The organism is Natrialba sp. INN-245, from assembly GCF_009807105.1.
GTDB lineage: Archaea > Halobacteriota > Halobacteria > Halobacteriales > Natrialbaceae > Natrarchaeobius > Natrarchaeobius swarupiae.
The window spans coordinates 81,475-107,150 of record NZ_WUBV01000017.1; the positions used below are offsets into that span (position 1 = coordinate 81,475).

30 protein-coding genes and 1 tRNA gene are annotated in these 25,676 nt (G+C 59.4%); 7 read left to right on the forward strand and 24 right to left on the reverse strand.

Going from position 1 to position 25,676, the window contains the following annotated elements:
- Window positions 1–12 precede the first annotated feature (12 nt).
- Window positions 13–1,044: an NAD(P)-dependent alcohol dehydrogenase gene (locus GRS80_RS05220; protein ID WP_160046646.1), complete on the reverse strand. Its 1,032-nt coding sequence runs from the start codon at window positions 1,042–1,044 to the stop codon at window positions 13–15.
- Window positions 1,045–1,180: 136 nt separating this feature from the next.
- On the opposite strand from GRS80_RS05220, the gene GRS80_RS05225 reads away from it, so the two are divergent.
- Together GRS80_RS05225 and GRS80_RS05230 are read left to right on the forward strand one after the other, a co-directional pair.
- Window positions 1,181–2,251, forward strand: a complete 1,071-nt coding sequence (locus tag GRS80_RS05225; protein WP_160046647.1) for an amidohydrolase family protein — start codon at window positions 1,181–1,183, stop codon at window positions 2,249–2,251.
- On the forward strand, window positions 2,248–2,607 hold the full coding sequence (locus GRS80_RS05230; protein WP_160046648.1) for an iron-sulfur cluster assembly protein: 360 nt from the start codon (window positions 2,248–2,250) through the stop codon (window positions 2,605–2,607). Before GRS80_RS05225 ends, GRS80_RS05230 begins: the two co-directional genes overlap by 4 nt.
- Before the next feature lie 333 nt (window positions 2,608–2,940).
- Here GRS80_RS05230 and GRS80_RS05235 read toward each other — a convergent pair.
- The 4 genes from GRS80_RS05235 to GRS80_RS05250 all read right to left on the reverse strand — a co-directional run bounded on the left by GRS80_RS05235 (window position 2,941) and on the right by GRS80_RS05250 (window position 5,580).
- Window positions 2,941–3,011, reverse strand: a tRNA-Pro gene (locus tag GRS80_RS05235).
- Between the two features lie 84 nt (window positions 3,012–3,095).
- On the reverse strand, window positions 3,096–4,004 hold the full coding sequence (locus tag GRS80_RS05240; protein ID WP_160046649.1) for an RNA-guided pseudouridylation complex pseudouridine synthase subunit Cbf5: 909 nt from the start codon (window positions 4,002–4,004) through the stop codon (window positions 3,096–3,098).
- Window positions 4,001–4,579 (reverse strand): (d)CMP kinase, encoded by a 579-nt coding sequence (gene cmk / locus GRS80_RS05245; protein WP_160046650.1) that lies wholly within the window; start codon window positions 4,577–4,579, stop codon window positions 4,001–4,003. The genes GRS80_RS05240 and cmk overlap by 4 nt, the downstream gene beginning before the upstream one ends.
- 53 nt (window positions 4,580–4,632) lie before the next feature.
- Window positions 4,633–5,580 (reverse strand): DUF106 domain-containing protein, encoded by a 948-nt coding sequence (locus GRS80_RS05250; RefSeq protein WP_160046651.1) that lies wholly within the window; start codon window positions 5,578–5,580, stop codon window positions 4,633–4,635.
- 183 nt (window positions 5,581–5,763) lie between these two features.
- Here GRS80_RS05250 and GRS80_RS05255 point away from each other — a divergent pair, with 183 nt between their 5' ends.
- Window positions 5,764–8,211 (forward strand): hypothetical protein, encoded by a 2,448-nt coding sequence (locus GRS80_RS05255; protein ID WP_160046652.1) that lies wholly within the window; start codon window positions 5,764–5,766, stop codon window positions 8,209–8,211.
- A 91-nt stretch (window positions 8,212–8,302) separates the two neighbouring features.
- Here GRS80_RS05255 and GRS80_RS05260 read toward each other — a convergent pair whose 3' ends face one another.
- Entirely contained in the window at window positions 8,303–8,938 is a 636-nt protein-coding gene (locus GRS80_RS05260; protein WP_160046653.1) for an adenylate kinase, read from the reverse strand.
- 59 nt (window positions 8,939–8,997) lie between these two features.
- Between GRS80_RS05260 and GRS80_RS05265 the strand changes: the two genes are divergently transcribed.
- Window positions 8,998–9,459 carry a hypothetical protein gene (locus GRS80_RS05265; RefSeq protein ID WP_160046654.1) on the forward strand — a complete coding sequence of 154 codons (462 nt, stop codon included), beginning with the start codon at window positions 8,998–9,000 and terminating at the stop codon, window positions 9,457–9,459.
- Between the two features lie 15 nt (window positions 9,460–9,474).
- Here GRS80_RS05265 and GRS80_RS05270 read toward each other — a convergent pair whose 3' ends face one another.
- On the reverse strand, window positions 9,475–9,756 hold the full coding sequence (locus tag GRS80_RS05270; protein ID WP_160046655.1) for an amphi-Trp domain-containing protein: 282 nt from the start codon (window positions 9,754–9,756) through the stop codon (window positions 9,475–9,477).
- Window positions 9,757–10,163: 407 nt separating this feature from the next.
- On the opposite strand from GRS80_RS05270, the gene coxB reads away from it, so the two are divergent.
- Both coxB and GRS80_RS05280 read left to right on the forward strand, forming a co-directional pair.
- Window positions 10,164–11,144: a cytochrome c oxidase subunit II gene (coxB, locus tag GRS80_RS05275; protein ID WP_160046980.1), complete on the forward strand. Its 981-nt coding sequence runs from the start codon at window positions 10,164–10,166 to the stop codon at window positions 11,142–11,144.
- Window positions 11,141–13,624, forward strand: a complete 2,484-nt coding sequence (locus GRS80_RS05280) for a cbb3-type cytochrome c oxidase subunit I (RefSeq protein ID WP_160046656.1) — start codon at window positions 11,141–11,143, stop codon at window positions 13,622–13,624. Before coxB ends, GRS80_RS05280 begins: the two co-directional genes overlap by 4 nt.
- Before the next feature lie 484 nt (window positions 13,625–14,108).
- Here the strand turns inward: GRS80_RS05280 and GRS80_RS05285 are convergent, their stop codons facing one another.
- A complete protein-coding gene (locus GRS80_RS05285; protein ID WP_343161461.1) occupies window positions 14,109–15,725 on the reverse strand; it encodes a S8 family serine peptidase in 1,617 nt (538 codons plus the stop codon).
- 206 nt (window positions 15,726–15,931) lie between these two features.
- Between GRS80_RS05285 and GRS80_RS05290 the strand changes: the two genes are divergently transcribed.
- Window positions 15,932–16,189: a cytochrome C oxidase subunit IV family protein gene (locus GRS80_RS05290; RefSeq protein WP_160046657.1), complete on the forward strand. Its 258-nt coding sequence runs from the start codon at window positions 15,932–15,934 to the stop codon at window positions 16,187–16,189.
- 706 nt (window positions 16,190–16,895) lie between these two features.
- On the opposite strand, the gene secY is transcribed toward GRS80_RS05290, so the two are convergent.
- Genes secY through GRS80_RS05370 form a run of 16 tightly spaced genes read right to left on the reverse strand, consistent with a single transcriptional unit; the run spans window position 16,896 to window position 25,673 of the window.
- A complete protein-coding gene (gene secY, locus GRS80_RS05295) occupies window positions 16,896–18,386 on the reverse strand; it encodes a preprotein translocase subunit SecY (protein ID WP_160046658.1) in 1,491 nt (496 codons plus the stop codon).
- A gap of 3 nt (window positions 18,387–18,389) precedes the next feature.
- The gene (locus GRS80_RS05300; RefSeq protein ID WP_160046659.1) at window positions 18,390–18,872 is read right to left on the reverse strand and encodes an uL15m family ribosomal protein; all 483 of its coding nucleotides are present in this window, start codon (window positions 18,870–18,872) and stop codon (window positions 18,390–18,392) included.
- Window positions 18,873–18,874: 2 nt separating this feature from the next.
- Window positions 18,875–19,342, reverse strand: a complete 468-nt coding sequence (locus GRS80_RS05305) for a 50S ribosomal protein L30 (RefSeq protein WP_160046660.1) — start codon at window positions 19,340–19,342, stop codon at window positions 18,875–18,877.
- Window positions 19,339–20,001, reverse strand: a complete 663-nt coding sequence (locus GRS80_RS05310; protein WP_149080037.1) for a 30S ribosomal protein S5 — start codon at window positions 19,999–20,001, stop codon at window positions 19,339–19,341. Before GRS80_RS05310 ends, GRS80_RS05305 begins: the two co-directional genes overlap by 4 nt.
- Window positions 19,998–20,546, reverse strand: coding sequence for a 50S ribosomal protein L18 (locus GRS80_RS05315; protein ID WP_149080036.1), 549 nt, complete (start codon window positions 20,544–20,546; stop codon window positions 19,998–20,000). The genes GRS80_RS05310 and GRS80_RS05315 overlap by 4 nt, the downstream gene beginning before the upstream one ends.
- A complete protein-coding gene (locus GRS80_RS05320; RefSeq protein WP_160046661.1) occupies window positions 20,546–20,995 on the reverse strand; it encodes a 50S ribosomal protein L19e in 450 nt (149 codons plus the stop codon). The genes GRS80_RS05315 and GRS80_RS05320 overlap by 1 nt, the downstream gene beginning before the upstream one ends.
- The gene (locus GRS80_RS05325) at window positions 20,988–21,734 is read right to left on the reverse strand and encodes a 50S ribosomal protein L32e (RefSeq protein ID WP_160046662.1); all 747 of its coding nucleotides are present in this window, start codon (window positions 21,732–21,734) and stop codon (window positions 20,988–20,990) included. Before GRS80_RS05325 ends, GRS80_RS05320 begins: the two co-directional genes overlap by 8 nt.
- Before the next feature lie 3 nt (window positions 21,735–21,737).
- Entirely contained in the window at window positions 21,738–22,271 is a 534-nt protein-coding gene (locus GRS80_RS05330) for a 50S ribosomal protein L6 (RefSeq protein ID WP_149080033.1), read from the reverse strand.
- A 2-nt stretch (window positions 22,272–22,273) separates the two neighbouring features.
- Entirely contained in the window at window positions 22,274–22,666 is a 393-nt protein-coding gene (locus tag GRS80_RS05335) for a 30S ribosomal protein S8 (RefSeq protein ID WP_149080032.1), read from the reverse strand.
- Window position 22,667: 1 nt separating this feature from the next.
- Window positions 22,668–22,850: a 30S ribosomal protein S14 gene (locus GRS80_RS05340; protein WP_149080031.1), complete on the reverse strand. Its 183-nt coding sequence runs from the start codon at window positions 22,848–22,850 to the stop codon at window positions 22,668–22,670.
- The gene (locus GRS80_RS05345) at window positions 22,843–23,382 is read right to left on the reverse strand and encodes a 50S ribosomal protein L5 (RefSeq protein ID WP_160046663.1); all 540 of its coding nucleotides are present in this window, start codon (window positions 23,380–23,382) and stop codon (window positions 22,843–22,845) included. Before GRS80_RS05345 ends, GRS80_RS05340 begins: the two co-directional genes overlap by 8 nt.
- Complete coding sequence (locus tag GRS80_RS05350) at window positions 23,379–24,086, reverse strand: 30S ribosomal protein S4e (protein WP_160046664.1); 708 nt, start codon at window positions 24,084–24,086, stop codon at window positions 23,379–23,381. The genes GRS80_RS05345 and GRS80_RS05350 overlap by 4 nt, the downstream gene beginning before the upstream one ends.
- Complete coding sequence (rplX, locus tag GRS80_RS05355) at window positions 24,083–24,439, reverse strand: 50S ribosomal protein L24 (protein WP_149080028.1); 357 nt, start codon at window positions 24,437–24,439, stop codon at window positions 24,083–24,085. The genes GRS80_RS05350 and rplX overlap by 4 nt, the downstream gene beginning before the upstream one ends.
- A gap of 3 nt (window positions 24,440–24,442) precedes the next feature.
- On the reverse strand, window positions 24,443–24,841 hold the full coding sequence (locus tag GRS80_RS05360; protein WP_013878558.1) for a 50S ribosomal protein L14: 399 nt from the start codon (window positions 24,839–24,841) through the stop codon (window positions 24,443–24,445).
- Window positions 24,841–25,278, reverse strand: coding sequence for a 30S ribosomal protein S17 (locus GRS80_RS05365; protein WP_149080026.1), 438 nt, complete (start codon window positions 25,276–25,278; stop codon window positions 24,841–24,843). The genes GRS80_RS05360 and GRS80_RS05365 overlap by 1 nt, the downstream gene beginning before the upstream one ends.
- Window positions 25,269–25,673 carry a ribonuclease P protein component 1 gene (locus GRS80_RS05370; RefSeq protein WP_149080025.1) on the reverse strand — a complete coding sequence of 135 codons (405 nt, stop codon included), beginning with the start codon at window positions 25,671–25,673 and terminating at the stop codon, window positions 25,269–25,271. Before GRS80_RS05370 ends, GRS80_RS05365 begins: the two co-directional genes overlap by 10 nt.
- Between the last annotated feature and the right edge of the window lie 3 nt (window positions 25,674–25,676).

Below are 25,676 nucleotides of genomic sequence, written 5' to 3' on the forward strand. Positions count from 1 at the left end.
TCCGCTTTTCTTTCAGGGCTTGAGGACTGCTCGCCCTTGGATTTCACCGTCTTCCAGTTTTGCGGCGACTTCGTTTATTTCCGCGAGCGGATACTCGGTGGTCCGAACGTCAATTTTTCCATCTTCTACCAACGACATTAATTCTTGGAGTTCAGTGAATGATCCGCACAGCGTTCCACAGTAATTGATCTCGAGACCCACCATCGCCTGGGCCGGTGCAGTCACGTGACCGCCATAGCCGACGACGTAGTGATCCCCGCCCTGTTTCAGCAACGACAAGCCGAGATCAAGCGTCTCGTCGGAACCAACAAAATCGAGTATCGCATCGATACCGTGTTCATCAGTCACTGTATCGACTAGCTCAGATATCTCCTCGTCTCTGAGATTTACAGTATGGTCGGCAGAATCTGCTAACGCGAGCGCCTCATCTTTGATGTCTGCGGCGATTATTGTAGTTGCTGTCCGTTCATCGAGCAATTGAATGCCGATGTGTCCGAGGCCACCAACTCCGATTGCAAGCACCGTATCACCTGGTACGAGATTGGCACGTGCGCGCTTGACTGCTCGATAGGCGGTAAGTCCAGCGTCTGCGTGAGGTGCCGCCTCGACGGGATCTACGTTGGTTAGCTGGACTGCACTCCGTTCGCTTGTTCGCATATACTCTGCGAATCCACCGTCCGTGTCCATACCGCAAAACACGTGTTCATCGCAGTACATTTCTTCACCGAGTCGACAGGAGCGACAGGTTCCACACGTGAGTGCTGGATGAAGGACTACCTCATCACCGGGCTCCACTGCTGTCACTTCGTTACCGACCGACTCTACGGTGCCAGCGTTCTCGTGGCCTGGGGTGTGCGGCAAATTGATATCCGCAACCCCTTCAAAATCTCCGTGGACGATATGGTTGTCGGTGTGACACCACCCTGCTGCTTCGATACGAACGACAATATCGTCTGATCGTTTCGGTTCCGGCATTGGTAACTCCTCGAACGAAAACGCCATCGACATATCGTCCGTGTATTCATGCAGGCGTGCAGCGTCCATGATTGGTGTAAGTTAACTCATCACAGTTATTTCTTGTGCGAGGCTATCAAGGTATGTGGAAATGTATGTTTTCTTACCTATTTATCCAATGTCCATTTGAGAAAGAATTTTGAAGGGTATTCACCATATGTGGTACATGGTATCATTGAACGATACTCTCGTAGTCGACGCCGTATCACATTCATATAACCTGTCCCCTTCGAATTATCGGGTTGCCGAACAAGCCGAGCCGGTCGCCAGAAACGGATACGGGTTGGAATCGTCGATGCCAGACAAATACGTTCGAACAGAAGAGACGTTCCTCGACGACTGGCAACTCGCAGACACTGAGTCCACGCTATTTCAGGAGAGTGCTACCGACTTCAGTGTCTTCCACCCGCAAACGATCATGGTCTTCGAGGACGGGTTGACCTCATACGAGAAAGCAAAACAATTCGTAAAGAGGAACCCGAATCGGGGGGCAGCCCTGGCCGGAATCGATCCGATTGGAATGGATAATCCGAAAGAAGAGTTGACGAGACAGGTCGAAGAGCTAGGTGCACACGGTGTGAAGATATACCCATCATACTGGGAAGCAGACGGTACTCATCGGGGTTTCAGAATGGACGATCCAGAAACTGCATTTCCACTATGGGAACACGCCGCCGATCTTGGACTGGATGTCGTAGCCGTACACAAAGCGTTCCCCTTCGGTACGGTTCCGATGAAACCGTATAAGGTCGATGATATTGAGGAAGCCGCGATCAGTTTCCCAGATCTGAACTTCGAGATAGTTCACGGTGGTCTGACCTTTGCGGAGGAGACTGGCTGGCAGATCATGCGACATCCCAACGTCTACATCAATCTGGAGTTGACGCTCTCCGAAGCTGTAACCACGCCGAAAACGTTCGCAGACACGATGCAGGAATTACTGTACGCAGGTGGAAAACAGGCGATAGACAAACTCATTTGGGGCACGGGTGCTCCGCACTTCCATCCGCAACTGCTTCTCGAGCGGTTCTGGGAGTTCGATTTCCCGGAGATGGATGGTTTTGCCGGAACGTTCACAATAACTCAGGAAGACAAACAAAAAATCCTCGGCGAGAATTTTGCTAAGGCACACGGATTTGACCTCGACGAACTCAGGGCACAAACCGAAGCTGATGAGTCTGACGGTGAGGTCGCGGATCCGTGGTCAACAACGAACTTCGAGGTGGCCACAACATGAGCACGACTGAACGGGTCCGTGACTCCCTGCGTGAGATCGTCGATCCGTGTAGTGCTGCGACTGGTTCGAACCTCGACATCGTCGAGATGGGGCTTGTCAAATCTATCGAAATTAGAGAAGGCAAAGCACTCATCCAGATGCGGCTTACTACACCGTCCTGTCACATGATTCCATACTTTATGGAGGAAGTCGAGGATTGCCTGAAAGACTTCTCGGAGATTAAAACGATCGAGTTGGAAACCGACAATGGGTTCGAGTGGTCTCCTGACATGATGACTGAGCAGGCCAAACAGCGGCGACAGGCAGTCATAGACGAACACAAACGGAGGTATCTCCGTGAACAAGCCGATGAGTGAACAAACCAAGCGGACCGCTCGGGGTAGTTGCTCCCAGAAGGAGTCATATTTACTAGGATTCTAGTGGGTCGGACTCAATTATTGGTCATGTCGCAAACTTGTGTAGGGCCGTAACTGACTCCTCTGGAAACAGGGTCATCTCTAGTATCCAACTCGAAGTGACCCGTACGCGCGGCGGAACTCACCAGTGACGCGACTACCACATTTCTGATACCGATTTCGAGCCGATACGCTGGATTTCCAGCGCATTATTTATTGCACACCTCGGTTACGAGAACGTTGAACGGAGAGGTATCTGAGGTGCTTATTGTCCTCGTCTTATTAAAATTCTGATGGGACCGCCGAGAATTGAACTCGGGTCCTACGGACCCCATCCGCAGAGGATACCACTACCCCACGGTCCCGCACGTGGATCGACGGCCGTCTGCTGTTTAAGCGTGTCGTTTCGCTTTGCCCACACGGATCGGAACTCGAGTCGTTGGCCGGAGTCAGACGAGAACGCGCTCGAGATCCACGACGACACCCGAATCGGCCTCTCGGCTGCCGACGAGTTCACCGAGACAGACTGCCGCACCTGCGGGTGTGAAACAGGCGACGAGGTCACCGTGGCTGGCGTCGCTGCCGACGTCGAGTACGCCGGGTGCGTAGACCGGTGCGCCGTTTGCAACTTCGTGTGCGGCGCTCTCGGCGATCGTTACCCGCGCCAGATTCTCGAGAATTCGCTCGGCTGGGTCGACGACGTCGTACAGCGGTTCCGGATCGTCGTCCTCGAGCCAGAACGCGAGCGCATCGAGGAACTCGGTCGCGGTGTGAAGATCCGTATCGTCGAACGGTTCCGTCATCGTCCGGCGGAGCGCGCCCATGTGACCACCCGTCCCCATCGCAAGCCCCAGGTCGTGACAGAGTTTTCGAACGTAGGTGCCGCTCTCACACCGGATCCGCAACAGGAGTCGTCGCTCATCTCGTTCCAGAACGTCGAGGTCGTGAATCGTTCGCACTCGCAACCGACGAGAGACGGCGCTCTTTCGCGGCGGCTTCTGATAGATCGGTCCCTCGAACTCGGCGACGATCGATTCTGCGTCCGACGGTACCCGACCGTGACACTCGAGGACAGCAACGTACTCCTTTTCGCCTTCGAGAAATACCTGCGCGAGACGGGTGGCGTCGCCGAGCATAACCGGAAGACAGCCGGTTACCTTCGGATCGAGCGTCCCCGCGTGTGCGGCACGATCGATCGGTTCGGTCCCCTCGAGCGTCGAGAGTTTCTCGTCGACGGCGTCACGTATCCACCCGCTGACCTGATGGGAGGATGGACCCGGCGGTTTGTCCAGGTTGACGACGCCGAACGCGAGGAGTTCGGCCGGCGATCGATCGTCGGGCGGGCCACGAAGCGTCATTCGAACTCGTACTCGAGGGCGACGTCCGCTTTTCCTTCGTCGCCGGTCGATTCGTACTCGTCGACGGCGGTCACGAGCATGTCGAGGACCGCATCGGGTTCCCATCGAGCGGTGTTCACCGAGAGATCGTATATTGTCAGGTCCCGAATGTCGATGCCGTAGTACTCTTGATACCGTTGGGCCTCGCTGGCTTCACGCGCTTTCGTCTCTTCGGTTGCCCGGTCGGGATCTTTCTGCTCTCGTTCGGCGATCCGTTCGCCACGGACTCGGGCCGGCGCATCGAGCCAGAATCTAAAGTTCGCCTCGTCGCCCGCGAGCCACCCTGCGAGTCGGGACTCGAGGACCAGATCGTCCTCCTGGAGGGCGATTTCTCGGAGCCGTCGATCCAGATCGCGATCGATCTGGTCGTTCTCCTCGGCCAGCTTGTTGAACTCGAGGGGGGTGTAGCCCCGTTCGTCCGCAAGTTCTCGGAAGATGTCGCCGCCGCTGACGTGATCGAGGTCGAACGCCTCGGCGAGCAACCCGGCGGTGGTGCTCTTCCCGCTACCCGGCGGACCGGAGACGGTGAGTAACATATTCGACCTGCGACGGCGTGACTAAAAGGGGTTTTGAATCCGTCGGGGCTCGATCAGGTTCCTGCGGGGGTCATATCGATGTTCAGCGCTTTGCGCAACAGCTGCGTAAAGCCCATCGAACAGAGGAAATACCAGACGATCCACGCCCACATCGGGCCGACGAGACCCTGGTTCAGCCGCACTTCGCCCGCGATCGGCATGATCATCGTCAATTCGGCCTCGCTGACGTGACCGTCGAGGATCTTCCAGTACATCCAGAGAAACAGCGGGATGGTAAACAACATGATCCAGACCATCGGTCGGAACTGCTCTTTGAACATTCCGATGTTGTCGGCCATCGCCTCCATCTGTTCCTCGCGGACGCGGTCCATCTCGTTTTCGAGGCGTTCGATCTCGGCGTCGCTCGCGTCGCGTTCTTCGGCTTCTTTCTTGCGCTCGCGGACGTCTTTCTGTTTCTCCTGCATCGCCTTCATCCGCTTTTGGTACTTCCCGATGATCTCCGGATTCATCAGGTTGGCCTGCAACAGCGTCGAGTAGAGGCCGGTCAACAGCGCCACGGAGAGAATCACGGCGTAAAACGGGAGCGCGGCGTCGAGCGGTGCAAGCAGAAAGTCGATCGCTCCGCCGACCGTGTTCCGAACCGAATCGAGCCAGTAGCCGATCATCAATAGGACCGAGCCGACTGCGGCGATCTTGTCCCACTGGGACCACTTCGACTCCTCGTCGCTGATGTCGACGTCCGGCACTCCCGTCTCGCCGTCGCCGTCCAGCGCTTCGTCGTACGCCTCTCTGTCGGCGATCTCGAACCCCTCGTCCCCGTCGACCAACACTCCCTTCTCGATCAGTCGTCCCCATTGTCCGCTGGTCAGGTCGTCGTTGACGTCCTGCCAGGTAACCTCGCCGCCGTTTTCGTCGGCTTGCTCGCGGATCGTCTCGAGGCCGTCGGCGAGCGAGGAATCCTCACGAACGAGGGAGTTGATCTTCTCGGCTGTACGCGTCATCTGATTGTTCTAGCGGCCGTTCGGTATACAAGTGTTTATCTTCGTCGGAAGAGCGACGAACGAACCAGTGGTGGCCTCCGTCGGCGACGTTCGACCGCTTGCGGGGGATTCTTTTCGGACATTGCCTCCGCACAGTGATTTGGACAACATTTATTATCTCGAAAACTAAATCAGTACAAAATAATGACTCCGGGAGCTGACCGACTCCGTCAGACACTGCGTGGAGACCGGGGGGTGTCTCACGTCGTGGGGTTTACGCTGTTACTCGGGATCGTGCTGATGGGTTCAGTGCTCGTTCTCGTGTTGGGGATCGGATTACTCGAGTCCCTCGAGGACGACAGCGAAGCGGAGATTACGCACTCCGCGATCGATACGACCGAACACAGTATCGAGACGACCGCATCTACGGACCAGACGACGTCTATTCCGATAGACAACTACCGGCCCGATGGCACCGTTCACATCGCGTGGTACAACGCCTCCGCTGGTGCTACTAAACACGATGCGGTCGAAGCCGGGAACGAAACGGTCGAAATCGATCCACTCGGTGCACTGGTGGACGAATCAGACGACATGACGGTCATCCTCCAGGGTGGTGGAAGCTGGGTGGATCGCAACGGTGAGTACCGCGTAAATTCCGAACCGGACATCGGGTACGAGGACGAGTCCCTTCAGCTTCGATTGTTGACGTTGACCGAAGACGAGGTCCAGCAAAGCGAAGGGACTGCACAGCCAAACCCCGACAGCGATCTCTCCGAACGACTCGAGGAGGCCAGCGAAAACGCGACCAGAGACGGCTACAACGATATGGCACTCGTGATCGAAAGCGAGTACCACGACGGCTGGTCAGAGTTTCTCACCTCCGAGTTCGACAACCGCGAAAACTTCACGGTGAACAGCGGGGAGACGAGTCCCGTGGTCGGCACCGGAAGCGACGAAACCGTCGAGGTCATCATGGAGAACGTCACCGACTCGAGTGCGGACTTCTGGATCAAAGAGGACCACGGCGTCGTCAGCGGCGAGGACGGCGAGAACAAACACGTCGGCACCGACGACCTCGAGTTCAAAGCGACCCTCGAGAACGTCGGTGAAGTAGAGGAAGAACAGGACGTCGAACTCGACATCATCGGCGGTCCCGAGATAACGGAACCGATCGAACTCTCTAGCGGCCAGGAGGAGAACGTCACCTTCACGCTTGCGGACCCCCACGATCACTTACAGCAGGGAGAAGAGTACGAGTACCAGATCTATACGGATCAGGACGAACTCGAACAGCCGGGTTCGTTTTACTTTAGCCCGGAACCGGAACCGTACCTCGATATCGACGTCCCGCGCGTAGACGGGATGGATGCCAGTGACGAGGACGATCCGGTCGAATTCTCTGGAGACAATGCAACGGTCGAAATCGACATCACGAACATCGGCGGAGCCAATCTCTCTGATGGCGGACCAAATGCAGGGGAACTCGAACTGAGTCTCGAAGTCGACGGTGTTTCCGATGATGATCCGTACGACCTTGAGGGCACAACGAACCCCGAAGTTTCGGAACGGACCGTTGGAGAGACCGGAACTGCGACGTGGACTCTCGAACGAGATCAGCTACACGAAGGAGATCACGAATTTACTGTTTCTGCGGTGAACGGAAACGAAGCGACCGGCTATTTCACGGTCGATGATGGTATCAATGTCGAAGATAGCATGGTTATCGTCGATGCAGGTACCGAGGTTACGGTTCGAATTATCGGCTCAGAACTCAGTTCGTACCGTTCCTATTACGGAGAGAACAATTGGGCGCCAGCGTTCGTCGACGTCTATACGCAACGGGTTGACGACGATGGGAATCCGATAGAGGATCCCGTTCGGCACGGTCAGGGTGACGGGGTTTCTTGGGCGGATTCAAACGTAAATAGACATGAGCTTAGAGATGACATTCTGGAATATCAATTTGTTCCGGAAGAACGGGTGAGTTTCATGTTGCAAGCAACATCGTACGGTGGATGTGGTGATCGATACTATAATTATCAGAGAGACCAGTGGGAATGGGACGGATGGGTAAGTCAAGAGACAAAAGACGGAATTACGTACTTCGATTGCCCCACTGGGGACGAAGACAACCAACTTGTAGAGCTTACCGCCGATGCAGGGACTGAGGAATCGAACGTGCGAGTTCTGAACGAATCCAGAAATGCGTTACCGGAGATTGACCCCGGTGTCGAACCACAGTACAGTGTGGACGAAATTCTCGAGCGGGAAGAAGTCGGAATCGGCGTCTCCGAAGATCCGGACGGTTCCGGGACGTTAGATCTCGAAGACGACGAAGCAGTGTTCCTCTTCGAAATCACGCATCATCCGGAGCAGTACAACACAAATCCTGAACTCGACGAGAATACCGAATGGACCAATGAACGATATTGGCAAGAGGCGTTCGACGGTGAACATAGCGACCCGAACTTCAACGACATGCTAGCTCACATTGAGTTCGACCGGCAGTCGACTGCTCTCCAGGTGGATTTCGAGCCCGGGAGCGGTGACAGGATCGACTTCGGTCCAGGCGACGAATCCCACCGAGAACAGGGCAACATAACCGAAAGCGACATCGACGTTGGGACGGACGAAATCATCATCGGATAACGTCACCCAAGCCGCCGTTCTCGGTTCCTCGATCGGCAAAATATACCAGTTCTTAAAGCTGTTTCCCTGTACGTCGAAATCGAAAGAAGCGTTACGCCGCGTCCTCGATCGTCGCCTTCACGTCTTCCCACACTTCGTCTGGGGCCTGCTCGCCGTCGACACGCTCGAGTACCCCCTGCTCGTCGTAGTGGTCGATAACCGGCTTGGTGTTCTCGCGGTAGACACGGAGTCGCTCTTTGACGGTCTCCTCGGTGTCGTCTTCGCGTTGCTCGAGGCGCTCCTTGACCTCGGGATCCTCCGGCGGGTTGTACTCCACGTGGTAGATCTCGCCGGTCTCGGGGTCGAGACGGCGACCGGTCAGCCGGTGGACGAGTTCCTCCTCGCCGACGTCGAGGGAGAGGACGACGTCGAGGTCGGTCATCTCCTCGAGTTCTTCGGCCTGCTCGGGGTTTCGGGGATAGCCATCGAGCACGAAACCGTCGGCCTGGGAGAGTGCCTCGTCGACGATCGCGTTGACGACCTCGTCGGGGACGAGTTCACCCTGGTCCATGTACTCGCGTGGCGTGTCGTACTCGGTGTCCATCTCGGAGATGTCCATCTCCTTGTTCGCACGGAGTGCGTCTCCAGTCGTCACGTGTTCGACGTCGAACTCGGAGGCGATCTTCGAACTCTGGGTTCCCTTCCCTGCTCCCGGCGCGCCGAGAATCAGGACTCGTGGTTGTGCCATGTCGCTGCGTTGACCGCCAGCGCATAAAGGCTTAAAGAAACGAGGCCGAGGTGTATCGTATGACTCGATTCGAGGCCACCGATCCGACCGAGCGGCAGAAACTCTACGTCGATGCCATTACGGCTCATCGGACTCGAGGGAGCCACTTCCTGACGCTCGAAGCCGACGGCGACCGTCTCGAGAGCGATATGATGGCGAGTCCGTCCGACGGAAACGAACGGGGGACGGCGTCGACCGCCAGCGATGACGCCGAACTCGCTACCCCCCCGTGGATCCAGTTCGGTGACGGGACGATCAATCTCGACTGTACAGAGGACGAACTCGAGACCCTGAAGGGACTGCTCGCGGAGTTTCCCGCGTTCAAGATCGACGAACTGACGCGTCCCGAGGAGGCCGAAGGAGTGAACGCCCGCGTGAGTGCGAAGGCGGATCCGAACCGCATCGCTCAGTTCGTCGACAGCGTCTTCCGTCGCGTGTACGACCTCCCCGAGGAATTTCGCGTCTGGGCTGTCGAAATCTAATCGCCCTCTGTGTGGTTATCCGATGTGCAGGTCGCCGTCCGTTCCGTCCTCGCCTTCGTCCCACTCGAGTTCGAACTCGACGCCGAGTTCGTCTGGCCCGCCAGAACTCGAGATTTCCCGCTCGGCTTTGATTTCGAACGTCGGTCGAGACGGCGGCGCCAGTGTCACCGACTCACCACTGGATTCGAGGGTGAGGTCGTCACCCGACTCGAGGCTGTCGGCGACGGTTCTGAGGTAGTCGGCGATCTCCGTCCGGTCCATTCGGCGTTCGAACTTGAAGAGAACTTCTTCCGGCATACCTGAACGTTGGGCCGAACGGTATAGAGCGTTACGCCGTGACCGGCGCGCGCGAAGCGAACGTCGTCCGTCGTGACGGCAGTCGAACGTCGTCCGTCCTGACCGTACCCGCGTTCGAACCGAAGGTGTTCGACTCGAGTCGGCACGCGATCGAATAGCTGTCAACCCGAATATATGAAGCCGATCGATCAGCGATAGAAACAAGGTCGATGAATCCTACGAATCGGTGAGGGACGGAAGCGGGCAAACGGGGAAAACCCGCGGTACCCGTGTGGTTTCGGCCGGTTTCGAGACAAAGCCACTATCGGCTCGTTTCCAAATAGATAAGTGCCCCCAGCAACCATCGTCCGACATATAAGCGGTCTTCAATAGAGGTGGATACAATCTACAGCGCACTCACGATCCCGATGCAGGTGCAGACGCGCGTCGACGTGTTCGAGATGATTTTCCTCGTCTTCCTCGGACTCGGGACGCTCGTTGGCGCCGTCGTCATCGCGTACACGTTGTACAACGCGTACAAGTACCGCGACGAGGGCACGTCGAGCGACGACGATGCACCGACTCTCGGGGAACTACCGACGGGTGGAAAGGGCGGAAAGAAACTGTTCGTATCCTTCGGGTTGAGCGCCATCATCGTTATTTCGTTGATCATCTGGACGTACGGCTGGTTGCTGTACGTCGAGGATGGTCCACAGGAAGCTCCCGAAGACGCCATCGAAGTCGACGTCGAGGGCTGGGCGTTCGACTGGGGATTCACCTACGAAAACGGTGTCGAGACGAACTCCCTCGGTGAGGGAATGGTCGTTCCGGCGGACACCCCGGTCTGGCTCGAGGTGACTGGCACCGACGTCTGGCATACGTTCGGGATCTCAGAACTCAAGGTGAAAGCCGACGCGATCCCGGGTGAAGTCGACGAAACCTGGTTCATGGCAGAGGAACCCGGCGAGTACACCGCCGAGTGTTTCGAACTCTGTGGACCCGGTCACTCGGATATGGACTCCGACGTAACCGTCCTTCCACAAGACGAGTTCGATCAGTGGATGGACGATCAGCTCACGCTGACGATCACTCTCGAGGACGAGAACGAAGAACCAGTCACCGACGGCTTCGAACTCTCCATCGAACACCAGGAGAACGACGAGTTCGACGAGGATCTCTCGGCGACGCTCGGACCCGACGACTTCGAGGACGGAACGGTCGAACTCGGGGACTTCGAGCAGGGCGGTGCGTACGACGTGACGATCACGCCGACCGACGACGAGTTCGAAGCGATCGAAGACACGATCGACTTCACCGGTCCAACCGACGAAACCTACGAACTTGAGGACCCTGATGCAGACGACGAAGACGATGACAACAACAACAACGACGGAGGTGACGACGAATGAGTGACCTTCCCCCGATGACGTCAGTCAAACGGTGGCTGGTTACGACGAACCATAAGGACGTCGGGATTCTCTACATCGTGACGGCCCTGTTTTTCCTCCTCTTTGGAGGGGTAATGGCGCTCGCGTTTCGCGCACATCTGTGGGAATCCGGTGGAATCGGACTCCTGAGCGGTAACGAGTTCAATCAGGCAGTCACGGCTCACGGCCTGTTGATGGTGTTCTGGTTCCTCTCGCCGATCGCATCCGGGTTCGCGAACTATTTCGTTCCGCTCCAGATTGGTGCAAAGGACCTCGCGTTCCCCCGAATGAACGCACTCAGCTACTGGTTCTACCTCTTCTCCGGCGTTCTCATCGCGTTCTCGTTCTTCCAGGGCGGGGCGTACGCCGGCGGGTGGACGATGTACGCGCCGTTGAACGTACCGACGTACACGCCCGCGATGGAGGCGACGACGGGTGGCAACGCGACGATCCTCGGGCTGATGTTGTTCGTCATCTCGATCACCATCGGTACGGTAAACTTCCTGGTGACGATCCACCGGTCGCGCGCGGAGGGCCTCGGCCTCTGGAACATGCCGATGTTCACCTGGTCGTGGCTGCTGACGGTCTGGATGATGTTGTTCGCGTTCGCGGCGCTGCTCGCCGCGTTGCTGTTGCTCGCGACCGACCGGATCTTCCTTACGCAGTACTTCGCGACCGAACAGGGCTCGAGCCTGCTGTGGGCACACCTGTTCTGGTTCTTCGGCCATCCGGAGGTCTATATCGTCTTCTTCCCCGCGTTGGGGATCATGTTCGAGACGTTCCAGACGTTCACCGGTCGACGGTTAGTCGGCCGAAAGTGGGTCATCATCGCGATGGTTCTGGTGGCAGTCCAGTCGTTCCTCGTCTGGATGCACCACATGTACCTGACGACCATCAACTTAGAGATCAAGACGCTGATGATGGCGACAACGATCGGAATCTCGTTGCCGTTCGACCTGATGGTCTTTGCGTTGATTTACACGATGGTGAAAGGACGCGTCCGGTTTACGACGCCGTTCCTGTTCAGCCTGGGCGCACTCGTACTGTTCATCCTCGGTGGGATCACCGGGGTGTTCCTCGGTGCAGTCGTGCTGGACTACGAGTTCCGTGGAACTTACTGGGTTGTCGCCCACTTCCACTACGTGATGGTCTCGGGCGTCACCGCATTGGTTGCTGGCCTCTACTACTGGTGGCCGAAGATCTCCGGGAAGATGTACTCCGAGACGCTCGGAAAGATCAACTTTGCCGTCTACTTCGTCGGCTTCAACCTGCTTTACTTCCCGCAGTTCCTCGCCTGGGAGACGCCGCGGCGCGTCTTCCACTTCGCCGAGGGTGCCGAGTTCTACCACCAACTTTCGACCGTGGGCGCGTTCGTCTTCGGCGCATCGTTCCTGATCATGTTCGCAACGTTCGCCCACAGCTACCTCTACGGACCGCGAGCACCCGACAACCCGTGGGAGTACTCGCGTACTGCTGAGTGGGCCGTTCCGTCGCCGCCGCCACTCGAAAACTGGACCGGTCGACCCAGTTACAAGACTGGCCACCTCGAGTTCGTCGAGGACTCGAAGGCGGCGACCGACGGCGGCGTCGCCCAGGGCGAGGCGGCGGCTGCCGAGGTTGCCTCGACTCACGAAGAAGACCACCCCGATCACGCGAGTATCTGGCCGCTCGGGATCGGTATCTCGACGTTCCTGTTCTTCTTCGGGCTAACGGGAATCACGCCGTACATCGCCGAATTCGCACAGGGAACCGAGTCACCGCCCGAGGGTCTCGTCGGTATTGCCGGTGAACCGAACATCGTCTATCCGATCCTGACGGTACTCGGTATCGTGGCGATGGGATACACGCTGTTCAAGTTCGGCGTCGAACAGTTCGACGTCCCCGAGATGGCGGTCGCCGAACGATGGCCGTTCGGTGGCATCGGTAACACGAAATTCGGTGTCTGGGTGTTCCTCGCATCCGACGTCGTCGTCTTCGGTGCCGCGATCGGTGCGTTCGTCTTCATGCGTCTTCATACGGGCTGGAGCGACTGGACGACCGTTCCATTCGCCTCGTGGCCAGGTCTGCTCAACACCTACGTCCTGCTCACCTCGAGTTTCACCGTCATCCTGGCGCTCGTCTTCGCCGAACGCCAGAGCAAGAAGGGTCTGCTCGGGGCGATGGGTGCGACGCTGTTGCTCGCGCTGACGTTCATGGGCGTGAAAGCCTACGAGTACGGCGTCAAGTTCCAGCAAGGCGAGTTCTGGTGGACCGGAATCGAGTACTCCATCTACTTCGTGACCACCGGCTTGCACGCGCTTCACGTGATCTTCGGCGTGCTCATCGCGCTGTTCATGATCTACCGGATCGTCAGCGTGGATGCCTACCTCGAGGACCACCGGCCGGTCGAGTTCTTCGGACTCTACTGGCACTTCGTCGACATCGTCTGGGTCATCCTCTTCCCGCTGTTCTACCTGATGTAGCGGCGATTCGCTACATCGATTCTCTCGACTCCGATAGTAATCGTCGAAACGATTTCCTCTCCGCACTCGAGCGGTTAGCATGACCAGTGCTGGCCGCTGTTTTGTGAGCAGGTGAGTGTTGACGTTCGGTGGGTACTGTTGGTGTGAACGACCACGCCGCCGAGTCAAGTTCTCACGAACGAGGGGCACATACCAACGATACGGATGTACATACTGATCGTTCGGGCGGTGTGCGACCGAGTCCAGACCGATGTTCAATGGCGACGCAGCGATCGGTGGAACCGTCTCATCGGTTTACTGTCCGTCAGTGCCGGCGCACCCGCGACCCGTACGCCGGTCTATCGGGACAGCAATCCGTCTCACACGTCTCGGTCGAAAAGGGTGAGGCCGGTTGCCGCGTAGTCGAGCTCCTAGCGGTAGGTCACCGCTCGGCTTCGGTGCATCTCCTGTGCCTTCCTCGTCGGATATGTGGCACCGCTAGATGTCAAATCTCAATATGTCGAGCCACCACGACGAAGAGCCCCACCAAGACGGCTGCGGCGGTGAGCACGATAACCTCGGCGATGGGGGACGTGGACAGCGATTCGAGCCACGATTCGGCTCCGTCCACCGCATCGTCGGTCGAGCGGTCGTCACTCGCCTGTGTGCTGGCGACTTCCTCGGGTTCGACGCGTTCGTCGACTAACTGGGTCGCTGCGGCGTCTGCGTCGACGATCCCGTATCCGTACCGAGTGTCTTTCTCATCCGGTGCGTCAGCTGGCTTCCACGCTGTCTCCGTGAGGATTCTCGAGACGTCAGATGGCGTCGTATCCGGTTCGATCTCCAGTAACAACGCGATCGTTCCGGCGACGTGTGGCGTGGCCATCGACGTTCCGGGGAACGGTTCGTATCCTCCGCCAGGAACCGCGCTGTCGATCGCAACGCCAGGTGCGACGACGTCGGGCGCAACGTACGTTTCCGGCCCCGTCTCCCACTCAGTCCGCTCGAGACGTTCTCCCCCCGAGAAAGACGCGACGGCCCCGTCCGGATCCACCGCGCCGACGCTGATCGAATTGTAGACGTTCGCGGGCGATCCAGAGGTGTTCTCTCCCTCGTTTCCGATCGCCGCAACCACGGCAACGCCGCTCTCTTCTGCGTTCCGAACCGGGTCGGTCAGCTGGTGGTGTCGACCGGTCGCCCCAAAGCTCATACTGATCACGTCGGCCTCTTCCTCGAGTGCCCACTCCATTCCGGCGATGATCTGTGCAAACGTCCCGCCTTCCTCGTCCAGGACGAGTCCGTGGAGCAACTCGGTCTCGGGAGCGACGCCGATCGCCGTGCCGCTCTGATTTCCACCGGCGACGGTGGCACTGACGTGTGTTCCGTGCGCTCCCGAATCGTACGGCGTCGATCCCACGACGCGATCACCGCTCTCGTTGAACTCCGCCCAGCCACCGGGGTACGTCGGATCGGTTGGGTCGTCCGTGTATAACTCGATGTCCGGATGGTCCGCGTCGACGCCGGTGTCGAGGACGGCGACGCGGACCCCGTCTCCACGAGCGTCGTACTCTTGCCAGACCGTGGGTGCGTTCACCGCTTCGACACCCCAGGTTGTCGACGGATCGTCATCCTCATCGGCCACGTCGTCGCGTTCGTCCGGTTCCGGTGGCACCGATAGTTCGAAGTTCTCGTGGATCGCTTCGATTGCATCGAATCGCTCGAATGCCTCGAGGTCGACGCGATCCGTCTCGACTTCGAGTAAGACGGCGTTGGTCACCCAGAACTCCTCTTCGACGGAGATCCACGCTGTTTCGGTCGCGTAATCGAGCAACGGTGCTTGCGTTTTTGCTGCGTGTTCCTCAAGGCGATACTCGACCTTGTCGTCGCTTGCATCCTCGGGAACGGTTGCTTCCTCGAATCGAACGACGAGTTCGACCGTCTCGGAGTCCTCGAGATCACGAAGACTGTCGTCGATTTCGAGGTCATCGTCGCCACTGCTAACGAGGGCCGCGTTCTGGTTCGCTACTGTCGGAACCACGAACCCCGAGATCACGAGAGAAGACACCAGCAACGCGCAGACGACGCAAGCGATCGTCCGTGACGTTGGCCGAAAGCGTACCACGATACGATAACTGGGAAGTCATCGAACAAAGACATTCTGGTGTACGCACTCGTTTGATATCCACCTATCGCCGCCGATGCGGACTCCTGTGGCGGTCAGTACCGACATACTGACGACGAGTTTACGGTTGTTCGATGACAACTCGTCCGAACGGACTCGAGGGCGTTGAGGAAGGTATAAGTGCCCCTCGCCCCGAATACCCAGCAATGGCTGACGTTCGAACGTACTCGCTGATCTACGTCGCATTGCTGGTGTTGGGTACGGGCAAGTTCGCCTTTTTCGAGTTTCTGACGTACGAAATGGCCCTCGCAGGGACGATCGTGCTCGCGGTGGCCAAGATACTGTTGATCGCGGGCTACTACCAACACCTCCTCGAAGAGCCACGGTCTATCTCCTACATGATGGGCCTCGCCGTGTTCATGGTATTTCTGCTGACGATCGCAGCAGGATACTCCATCCAGTAACGCCCGAGCACTCTGTTCTCCGTTCATCTCGGCGATAGTTCGATTCCGTCTCCTGCAGGAACTGATACGGACCGCCATGTGTCTGTCTCGGTCGATCCCAGACCGCCGAGCGATCGACCGGCAATCAGCCATCGCAGACCGTCTGACACACTCGAGCCACAGTGGCGGGTTTTCGAATGCGCTCGTTGCAAGCGATCCAATCGACTTACGAGAAGAGATGGACGGTTCGAATCGTGGTCGCTCTCGAAGCGGATTGCGCTGTAGTGGCCATGGCTCGTACGCCTATTGTGATACGGTTTACTGTAAATCATTTCCGGTGCGACCGCGACCCGTCCTGCGGTTGCACCGGTAAATCGGTACAGCAATCCGTATGAGTCGTTACGGTGATCGCTTTCTCTCGTTCGAGCGACCAGCGGCAACACGTACACCGATCCGTCTCAGAGCGATGATCGTGGGAGGACTGTATCGTCCTCGCGAAAGACGACGTAATCGAGGCTCCTGACGAGTGAGATAGGCGGGTCAAGAGTCCTACCGTCAGCAGGTAAGAGTCGTACGGATTGCTGTACCGGTTTACGGGCGCAACCGCGACCCGGGCAGCCGGTGTGGCGGAACTGACTGATAGTAAACTGTAACAGTGACCGACTGGCCAGCAGAAAGAAAGAGACGTAGTCCGAGCGAAATCGGGCCAAAGCGGCCCGGAACTCCGTTACTCCTTGCCGAACATCTGGCGCATCATCGGATGCATCTCCATCATCTGCTCCTCGGCGATCTCTTCGTACAGTTTGTACGTGATCGAGACAGCCAGCAGCAGACCCGTTCCGGTAACGGCACCGATCGTTCCGAGCATGTTCGCCCAGACCGCCAGGATACCGACGAGCGCGCCGCCGATGACGGTCACCTGCGGAATGTACCGTTCCATGACCTTCTCGATGACGCCGACGTTCTGTCGGAAGCCAGGGATCTGCATCCCGGAGTTTTGGATCTGACGGGCCGTCGCTTCCGGCCCCATGTTCGTCGTTTCGACCCAGAAGATAGCGAAGATCGCACCGCCGATGACCATGAACGTCAGGTCGATAGAGATGCGGATCATCACCATCCACGCCTGCTGGGCGACTTCACCCGTCCACCACATCCAGTCGTTTGGCGAGTAGATCGGAGCGGTGTAGTAGAAGAATCCGCTCACGGGCTGGCCTTGACTGTCGTAGACGCCGAGCCACGGTAACTCTCGGCCGAGCAACGCGATGGTCGACGCGTCGCCAGTCTGGCGGTTGAGAATCTGACCGATGAACTGAACGTTCGCCTGCAACGCGCGAACGAGGATCATCGGCAGGACGCTCGCGTAGATGAGCTTCACGGGGAAGCGACCGCGAGCACCCTTAACTCTGGCGTGACTCAGTGGGATCTCGACGCGGACAGACTCCGCGTAGACGACGATCCCGAAGATCAACAGCGTCGTAAAGAGGGCGATAATGTGCCCGTCCTGTAGTAACAGCGTGTAGAGGCCGTCACCGGCAACGAGCGAGCCAACTTCTACCTGGCCGGTAAAGATCCGATACCAGTCGTAGAAGAATCCCCCCTCAGCTGGTTGGATAAACCCAGTAACGAGCTTCTGGCTCACGCCAGCGATGATGAACAGCCCGATCCCGCTGCCGACCCCCCACTTACTGACGACCTCGTCCATATAGAGGATGAGGACACCCCCGATGAAGATCTGGGTGAACATCAGCGCCTGAATCTGGGTCTGATCGAAAGTGAACCCGCCGAGCGTCAGCGACTGCTGGGGTGGCAGGAAGCCGCCGGCGAACACCATCGGGAGTGCGGTCAGCGCCGTCATGACGATGACGAGCAGCTTCTGTAGGCCCTGGTAGAGCACCTGATCTCGGGGATCGTCCGTATCCAGCCCGAGAAGGTTCGCCCCGCCGAGCAACTGCATGACGATGCTCGCCGTGACGATCGGTCCGATACCGACCTGCATCAGCGAGCCCTGTTCACCCGCAAGAACCGCACGGAACTCGCCGAAGAGGTCGTCCCCTGCACCGGATTCCATTCCGAACAGTCCGATGTTCGTCAGGAAGAAGTACAACACGAGGATCCCCGCCGTCCAGGTCAGCTTGCGCTTGAAGGGAACGTGTCCCTCCGGTCGCTGGACTGCGGGCATCCGCGTCAAGACCGGTTCGGCGGCTTCCTTCCATCCCATACGTTAGTCCTCGTTCTGTTCGGAGTCGTCGTCTTTAGCGTCCTGTGCTCGCTCCGAGAGAACTGCCTCACCGCCGGCAGCCTCGAGTTTCTCTCGAGCGGCCTCGGAGAAGGCGTCGGCCGTCACCGTCAGCTGGTTGCGGACTTGGCCAGATCCGAGGACCTTGACGACGTCGGCTTCGTGTCCGTCTTCGACGATGTCGCGAGCATCCAGTTCGTAGCCACCGTCGGCCTCGTCGGCGAGATCGTCGGCGACGTAGAGGATGGCGTCCTCGTCTAACTTCTGGACATCGATCTCTACGACCTCCTCGCGGATGTCGTGTGGACGTTTGAAGCCGTGTTTGCCTTTCGGTTCGTAGTTGTGGAACTCGTGTTTGCTTCGTCCGGCGCGGCCGCGTCCGCCACGGTGGCCAGCACCCCGTCGATTCTTGTGGGTACCACCGCTATGTGTCCGCGATCCGCGCTGACGTCGTTTTTTACTCGTCATGGTTATCGCATCGATTCTAGCAGGTCGTTAATCTGCTCTGTTGTATGCTTTCCGAGTTGTCCTCCCTCGACGGTCGGCTTCTTGATACCGTCGTGACCGCCACGCGGTGGGTGGAGCCGAAGCGTCGGTGACAGCCCAACGTCTCGAAGCGTCGTCTCCTCTGCGAGGAGCGCGTTCGCGAGCGCGTCGAAGTCGTCGAACTCGGTGTTCTCCACGAGCCACTCCTCGTCGACGTCAGACTGGTTGCCCTCGAGGGGTTCGGCGCGCTTTTCGAGCAGCGTCGCGAGAACGTCCTCCGTCGGCTCACCGTGTGCGACGTAGTCGTTGACCTTGGTGATCATCCCCTGATAGGTGTCGGTCTCGGGGACGAGCGCACAGTGGTTGACGCTGTGGATATTGAGCATCTCCAGGGTGTCCTGGACGTCCTGCTGGCGGTTCACTTCACCGCGAATCTGGACGATTGCCTTCATTGGTCGGCCACCTCGGCTTCGTCACGGTCACTTGTGCGCGGTGCCGGTTGTCGGGACTGCGAAGCGTTCTCGAGCGCGTTGAACGTCGCCTTCGCGAGGTTGACGGTCGTGCGCGTATTGCCGTGGCTCTTGGTCCAGGCGTTCTCGAGACCGGCCAGTTCGAGGACGTGGCGGACGGTGTCACTCGCGGCCAGTCCGAGCCCTTCGGGGGCCGGGATGACCTCAACCTCGACGGAGCCGGCCTTTCCGGTCGTCCGTCGGCTCAGCGAGTGTGGCCGCTCCGAACGGTCCTCCCACGAGCCGGATCCTCGAGGGACCTTGAGCATGTTCAGCTTCGCGATACCGATCGCCTTCTGGATGGCGGAGCCGACCTGATCGTCTCGGCCTTCCGCGTAGCCAACGTAGCCGTCGCGGTTGCCCACGACGACGACACATCGGAACTTCACGCGGCGGCCGGAGTCGGTCATTCGCTGGACCATGTTGATGTCCAGCACTTCGTCGTCCAGTCCAGGGAGGAGCTGGTCGACGATCTCGGGTTCCTTCAGCGGGAGCCCCGAGTTGAGGGCGGCTTCCATCGTGTCGATTTCGCCCTCCTGGACCTTCCGGCCGAGACGGGTGACGGGTTCCCATCCGTCGTCATTGTAGTTGTTTCCACTCATTCGAGAATCGCCTCTCGTACGTCGTCGAAGTGTTCTGGGAGTTCGGTCGCGTCGAACTCGCCGCTGTACAGCGGCTCGTCTAGCTGTTCTGCGTACTCGGCGATATGCTCGCCGCGGGTACGCGACCAGTCCGCGAGCACGCTATCGTTGTGCGGTATCTCGAGGCCGGCGTCGATTGCGCCTTCCTGAACCGCGAACACCTTGTTGCCGGGCGTCGCGGTGTTGAGGCCGATATCGAGAACCGCTTCCTCGAGACCGGCGTCGACGGCTCGCTGGCCGGCTAGCAGGCCGGTCAGGTACGCCGCCGAAATGTTGCTCGTGGGGGCGTCCCAGCCGTACTCCTCGAGATCGCTCGAGTGTGCGCTCGCGAGCGTCTCGTCGCCGTTGGGTCCGGGAACGATCAGCTGCGCCGTAGTGTGCTTGTTGCTCTTGCGAGCAACGAGGCGGGGCTTGCCCGATTTTAGCAGGCGCAACCTCTGATGGTAGTCCGTCCGGACCTCGCGCCGACGCCGCATCGGCACCTTGTATCGTGGTCCTGTCGCCATTATTGGTCACCGTAGTTTTCGTCGATATAATTCAACAGGTATTGGACGCTACGGAACTCCCCACCGCCAGCCTTCTTGTAGAGCTCGCGGTACTGCGTGGGCGTAACCTCGCCCTTGTCACGGAGTTCGCGCAGCTTCCGTCGCTGTGCACGAATCTTGTTCTGCCACTCGTCTTTGGGACTCTGGCGGGCACCCTTCTTGCCGCGGCGCTTGCCTGGCCCCTTCTGGTGGCCGTAGGCGCGCTTTGCGTTGCGCTCGCGGGCTCGGCCGCGGGAGTTGCCCGTTGCGTCTTCGGCCTGGATGAGGCCCTCGTCGACGAGTTCGCGGATCTCGTCGCGCGTGATCGCTTCGGCGATATCGGCCTGGGCGCTCGGGTCGAGCCAGATGCGATTCTTTCCGACGTCCAAGACGTCGGCCGCGAGTCGCTTCTGTGCGGAGAGATCAGTCATCGGATTCCACCTCGACTTCTTCGTACGTTGGGTTCAGGACACGAATGCCCTCGTCTTCCGCCGTCTCCTCGATCCGCTCGCGCTTGCGCGCGCCAACCGAGGACGCGATACGGACCGCTTCCGTGTCGCCGTCGACGCCCTCGAGGTCGTCGGTATTCTCGACGTAGACCTCTTCGAAGCCACTCGGGTGCTTGCCTCGAACCTCGGTGGGGGTCCGGAAGCCGGCCTGGACCTTCGGGCCCTTGCCTTTGACACCCTTTCGCTGCTTCGAGAGCTGCCCGCGGGGGCGGCGCCAGGATTCCGGCGTCCGCTTTTTCATGTGGTAATCCTGGCGGTTGAACTGCGGCTTCCCCTCGCTCTTGCGGCGCTCGAGAAGCCGTGTCTCCTCATCGGAGAGCTCCGGCGTCTTCTCGACCAGTCCACGAGGCTGCAGTTCCGTCTCGACGTCCTCGGCCAGTTCCTCTTCTTCGTCAACGCCGTCGTCTTCGATCTCCGCTTCGGTCTCCTCGGAGACCTCGAGATCGCCGACGTCAGCCTTGATACGCGCGGCGAGCGCGTTGCCGATACCCTCGGCTTCGGCCAGATCGTCCTGGTCGGCTTCCTTGACGTCCTCGATGGACTCGAAGCCGGCCTCGCGCAGGGCATCGGCCTTGCTTGCGCCGACGCCACTGATGTCCTCGAGTTCCTCCGGTCCGTCGTCGGCCGGCGTCTCCTCAGTTTCTGGTTCGTCGTCTGCCATCTATCAGACACCTCTTTTGGCGGGTTTCTCGGTGATGTAGACCCCGTCCTGGAAGACGCGGGTGTCCTTGCCGCTGACTCGGGTCAGCTGTTCGATGTCTGCCGCCGTCTGGCCGACGTCCTCTTTGTTCGGGCCGGAGAGGACGACGACTTCGCCGTCGACGGAGACGTCGGTGTCACCGTGGATGTTCGTTCGTCGCGGTGCCTTCTCGCCGAGGAAGTTCTCGATGACGACTTCCTCGCCCTCCGCGCGGACCTGCATCGGAAAGTGAGAGTAGAAGACTTCCATCTTGTACTCCCATCCATCGGTCACGCCGCGGAAGGCGTTCTCGACGTGGCTCTCGAAGGTGCCGACGGTCGCGTTCGTTTTCGCGTCCTCGGACTCGCTTTCGATTACCACGCTGTCGTCTTCCACGTCGACGCTCACGTCGGGGTACCAGAGACGCCGGGTAACGGTGCCTTCTGGGCCGTCGACGGTCACGTCGAGATGGTCGATCTCGACGGTTACGTTGTCGGGGATTTCCAGTTCGACTCGCATGGTTAGTAGACGTATGCGATCACCTGGCCGCCGATCCCCTGTTCGCGCGCTTCGTAGTGGCTCATGATGCCACTGCTCGTCGTGACGACGAGTGCACCGAAGTCTCGAGCCGGGAGGAATCGTTTCTCCCACTTCTCGAAGTCGTCGGCACCGGCGCTGTATCGGGGTTTGACGGGTCCGCAGGCGTTGATCGCTCCTCGCAGTTCGATCTCGAACTGACCGGCTTTACCGTCGTCGACGTACTCGAAGCCGTCGATGTACCCGCGGTCGTAGAAGACCTCGAGTACGCTGCCGATCTCGTTCGAGGCGGGCGTTACCTCGTGGCTCAGTTTACCGACGCTCTCGGCGTTGTCGAGCCCCGAGAGCGCGTTGCTGAGTGGATCATTTCCAGTCATGTTATCGGTACTTCTTGAATCCCATGTCGCGGGCGATCTCGCGGAAGCACTGCCGGCAGAGGTTGATGTCGTACTTGCCAACCAGGCCTTGCTTGCGGCCACAACGCTGGCAGGCCGCTTCCTGGCCCGTGCGCTTTGCGGCGTGCTCGCCCGTGCTGTCGTGTTCGTGTTCGCTTTCACTCATCCTCGGGGTCCTCTACGGTGACGTCGAAGTTCGCCTCGAGGAACGCGACCGCGTCCTCGGGGGTGAGTCGGTGACTCGAGGGGATCGACCGCGTCGCCTTGTCGCGTTTGGCGATACGGTAGCCCGGACGGACCAGGTTCACGGTGACGTCCAGACCGTAGATCCCGACGTTCGGGTCGTACTCCTGACTCGGGAAATCCGTGTGTTCGGCGATGCCGAAGCTGAAGTTGCCCGTGTCGTCGAACTGCGACGACGAGAGCTCCGCGATCGGCAGAGCCGTCTCGAGGAACTCGTGGGCGTCTTCGCCACGGAGGGTGACCTTCGTGCCGATCGGGTCGCCCTGGCGGATGCCGAAGTCGGGTTCGGTGTGTTTGGCCTGAGTACGGACGCTCTGTTGGTCCGTGACCTCCTCGATGATGTCCTCGGCTTTGCCGAGTTCACGGCCACCCTGACCGACGCCCATGTGGACGACGACCTTCTCGACGCGGGGTTTGCGCATCTCGTGGAACTCGCCGGATTCGGCTTCGCTCATTCGTCGTTACCTCCGTCGTCGGTAAAGTTCTCGTCGATCACGACGACGTACTCTTCGACGGTCTCGAACCCGCCGTCGTCAGTGGAGACGGTGACGGTGTTCGAGCCGCTTCCGGGCGTGACATCGATCGCTTCGATCTCGCCGATCTTGCCGCCGTGGTTGCCCTGGATGGCGGTGACGAGCGCACCTTCCTCGTAGGGGAAGTGTGCGACGATCGACTTGTCCTCGTTGTCGACGACGATGGAGTCGTTTGCGCTGTAGGATGGGTCGTCGACGATGACGTTCGTCCCATCGTGAAGCGTAAGCTGGGTGTCGCCGCCGGAGACCTGGCGTTTGCCATCGATCTTGCCGAGGCGACTCCCGGCGGCCTCCTCGTCGATTTCGGTCAGCGCGAGCCGACCGCCCTCGTCGGGGAAGACACGGTAGTACTCCTCCCGTCCGGGGAAGGCGATGATGTCGAAGATCCCGATCGGACGCTGTTCGTCGTTGATCGCGACGCCGTTGACGAGGATCGAATCCTCCGAAAGGGCGTAGCGCGCTTCCTTCGTGGAGTCCACGTAACCGAGGACGTCCCGCAGAAGAACGACGAGTGGAACGCCGTCTTCACCGTGCGGTCCGCCACCGGCTTTGACCGTGAAGACGTCGGTCTTTCGCTCGACCGGCCAGGAGTTCGGAACTGAGAGTCGTTTCTGGTGTTTCGTCATTCGCTATCACCTTCGAGACGCGCCTCGCGACGCTCGTCCGAGAGATCGAGGTCCGTAATTCGAACGTTCGAAGAGTCGAGCGGACGGGGAACTTCCTCGCCGTCGGCCGTCTCGATCGTCACGTCCTCGACGTGGATGACGCCGTCCTCGAGGACGACGCGTAGAACCTCGCCTTCCTCGCCGGCGTGGTCGCCACGCATGACCTCGACCGTATCGCCCGCGTTGACGCGGGTTCGACGCGTGTCGTACTCCTCGCGGAGGTCCTCGGAGAGCGTCGCGTGAAGCTGCTTCCCTCGCTGGTGCAGCGGGGCACGCTCCGTCTGATTTCGCTGTTTGTGTGGTTGTTTGCTCATTGTCTATACGATCATCGTCGCCGTGCTGGCGATTGCTCCGAAGCGCTCTGCGACTTCGCGGGCGATCGGCCCCTTGATCTCCGTGCCGCGGGGCTCTTCGTTCTCGTCGATGATGACCGCCGCGTTGTCCTCGAACTTGAGTCGGGTGCCGTCCGGTCGGCGGATCGACTTCCGCTGGCGGACGATGACTGCCTCGAGAACCTGTCGGCGCATCTCGGGGGTCCCCTTCGTGACCGAGACGGTCACTTTGTCACCGAGTCCCGCCTTCGGCTGGCGGTTCTTGGTGCCGTGGTAGCCCGCGACGCTGATGACTTTGAGTTCACGTGCGCCCGTGTTGTCGGCACACGTGACCAGCGACCCCTTCTTGAGTCCCTGGGTGACGTCAGCTTTCATCGCCTCCATCACTCATCACCTTCGTCTGCAGCCGCGGCGAGGTCTTCGTCCGAGAGTTCCGGCTCAGGCTCTGCCTGCCCCGTCAGCTCGGCGACGTCCACCGCAGTCGCTTCTTCGGTTATTTCGACGACCACGTGCGATTTCGTCTTCGACAGTGGTCGGGTCTCTGCGATCTTGACCGTGTCACCGACCGAGAGCGGCTCGAGCACGCCCGGCACGTGAGCCGGAATGCGCGAGCGTCGTTTCATGGAGCGGTCGTACTTCGGAACCGCTACATCGTACTCTCGTTCGACGACTACGGTCTTGTCCATGTCCGTCGAGACGACCTGCCCCTCGAGGATCTGTCCTCGAACGGAAAGGTCGCCGTAGAACGGGCACTTCTCGTAGTCGTATTCCTCCGGATTCTCAGGTTCCGGAGGGGTTTCAACGTCTAGTCCTATTGCCATGGTGAGTCACCATTCGTTTCCGTGCGTCGGGCGGGTCGTGAGAGCAGTCGCGATCCATCGACCGTAACGTAGGCTACGCCCTCGCCAGCGCTGTCTGATGGTGCCGATCGCTCGGTTCCACCAGGTTGAGTGTCGGCCAGTTTGGACGTAGTCCCCGACTCCTTCGTGGAGTCGGCGGCTTCATCTGTGATCGCAAACTCGAACGTCGAGCCCGATTTTGGCACCGTGACGACCCGGGACTCCCCGTCGGTTCGAACCTCTATCGAGAGCGTGTTCGTCGTCTCGATGACGACGCGGCCCTCGAGGCCGACCCGTCCGTCGTCGTCGCTGTCGACGACGCGGACCGGAAGCCCGTTGAGTTCGTGTCGCGGGAGCGTCTCGGGTGTCAGTGCCATTGC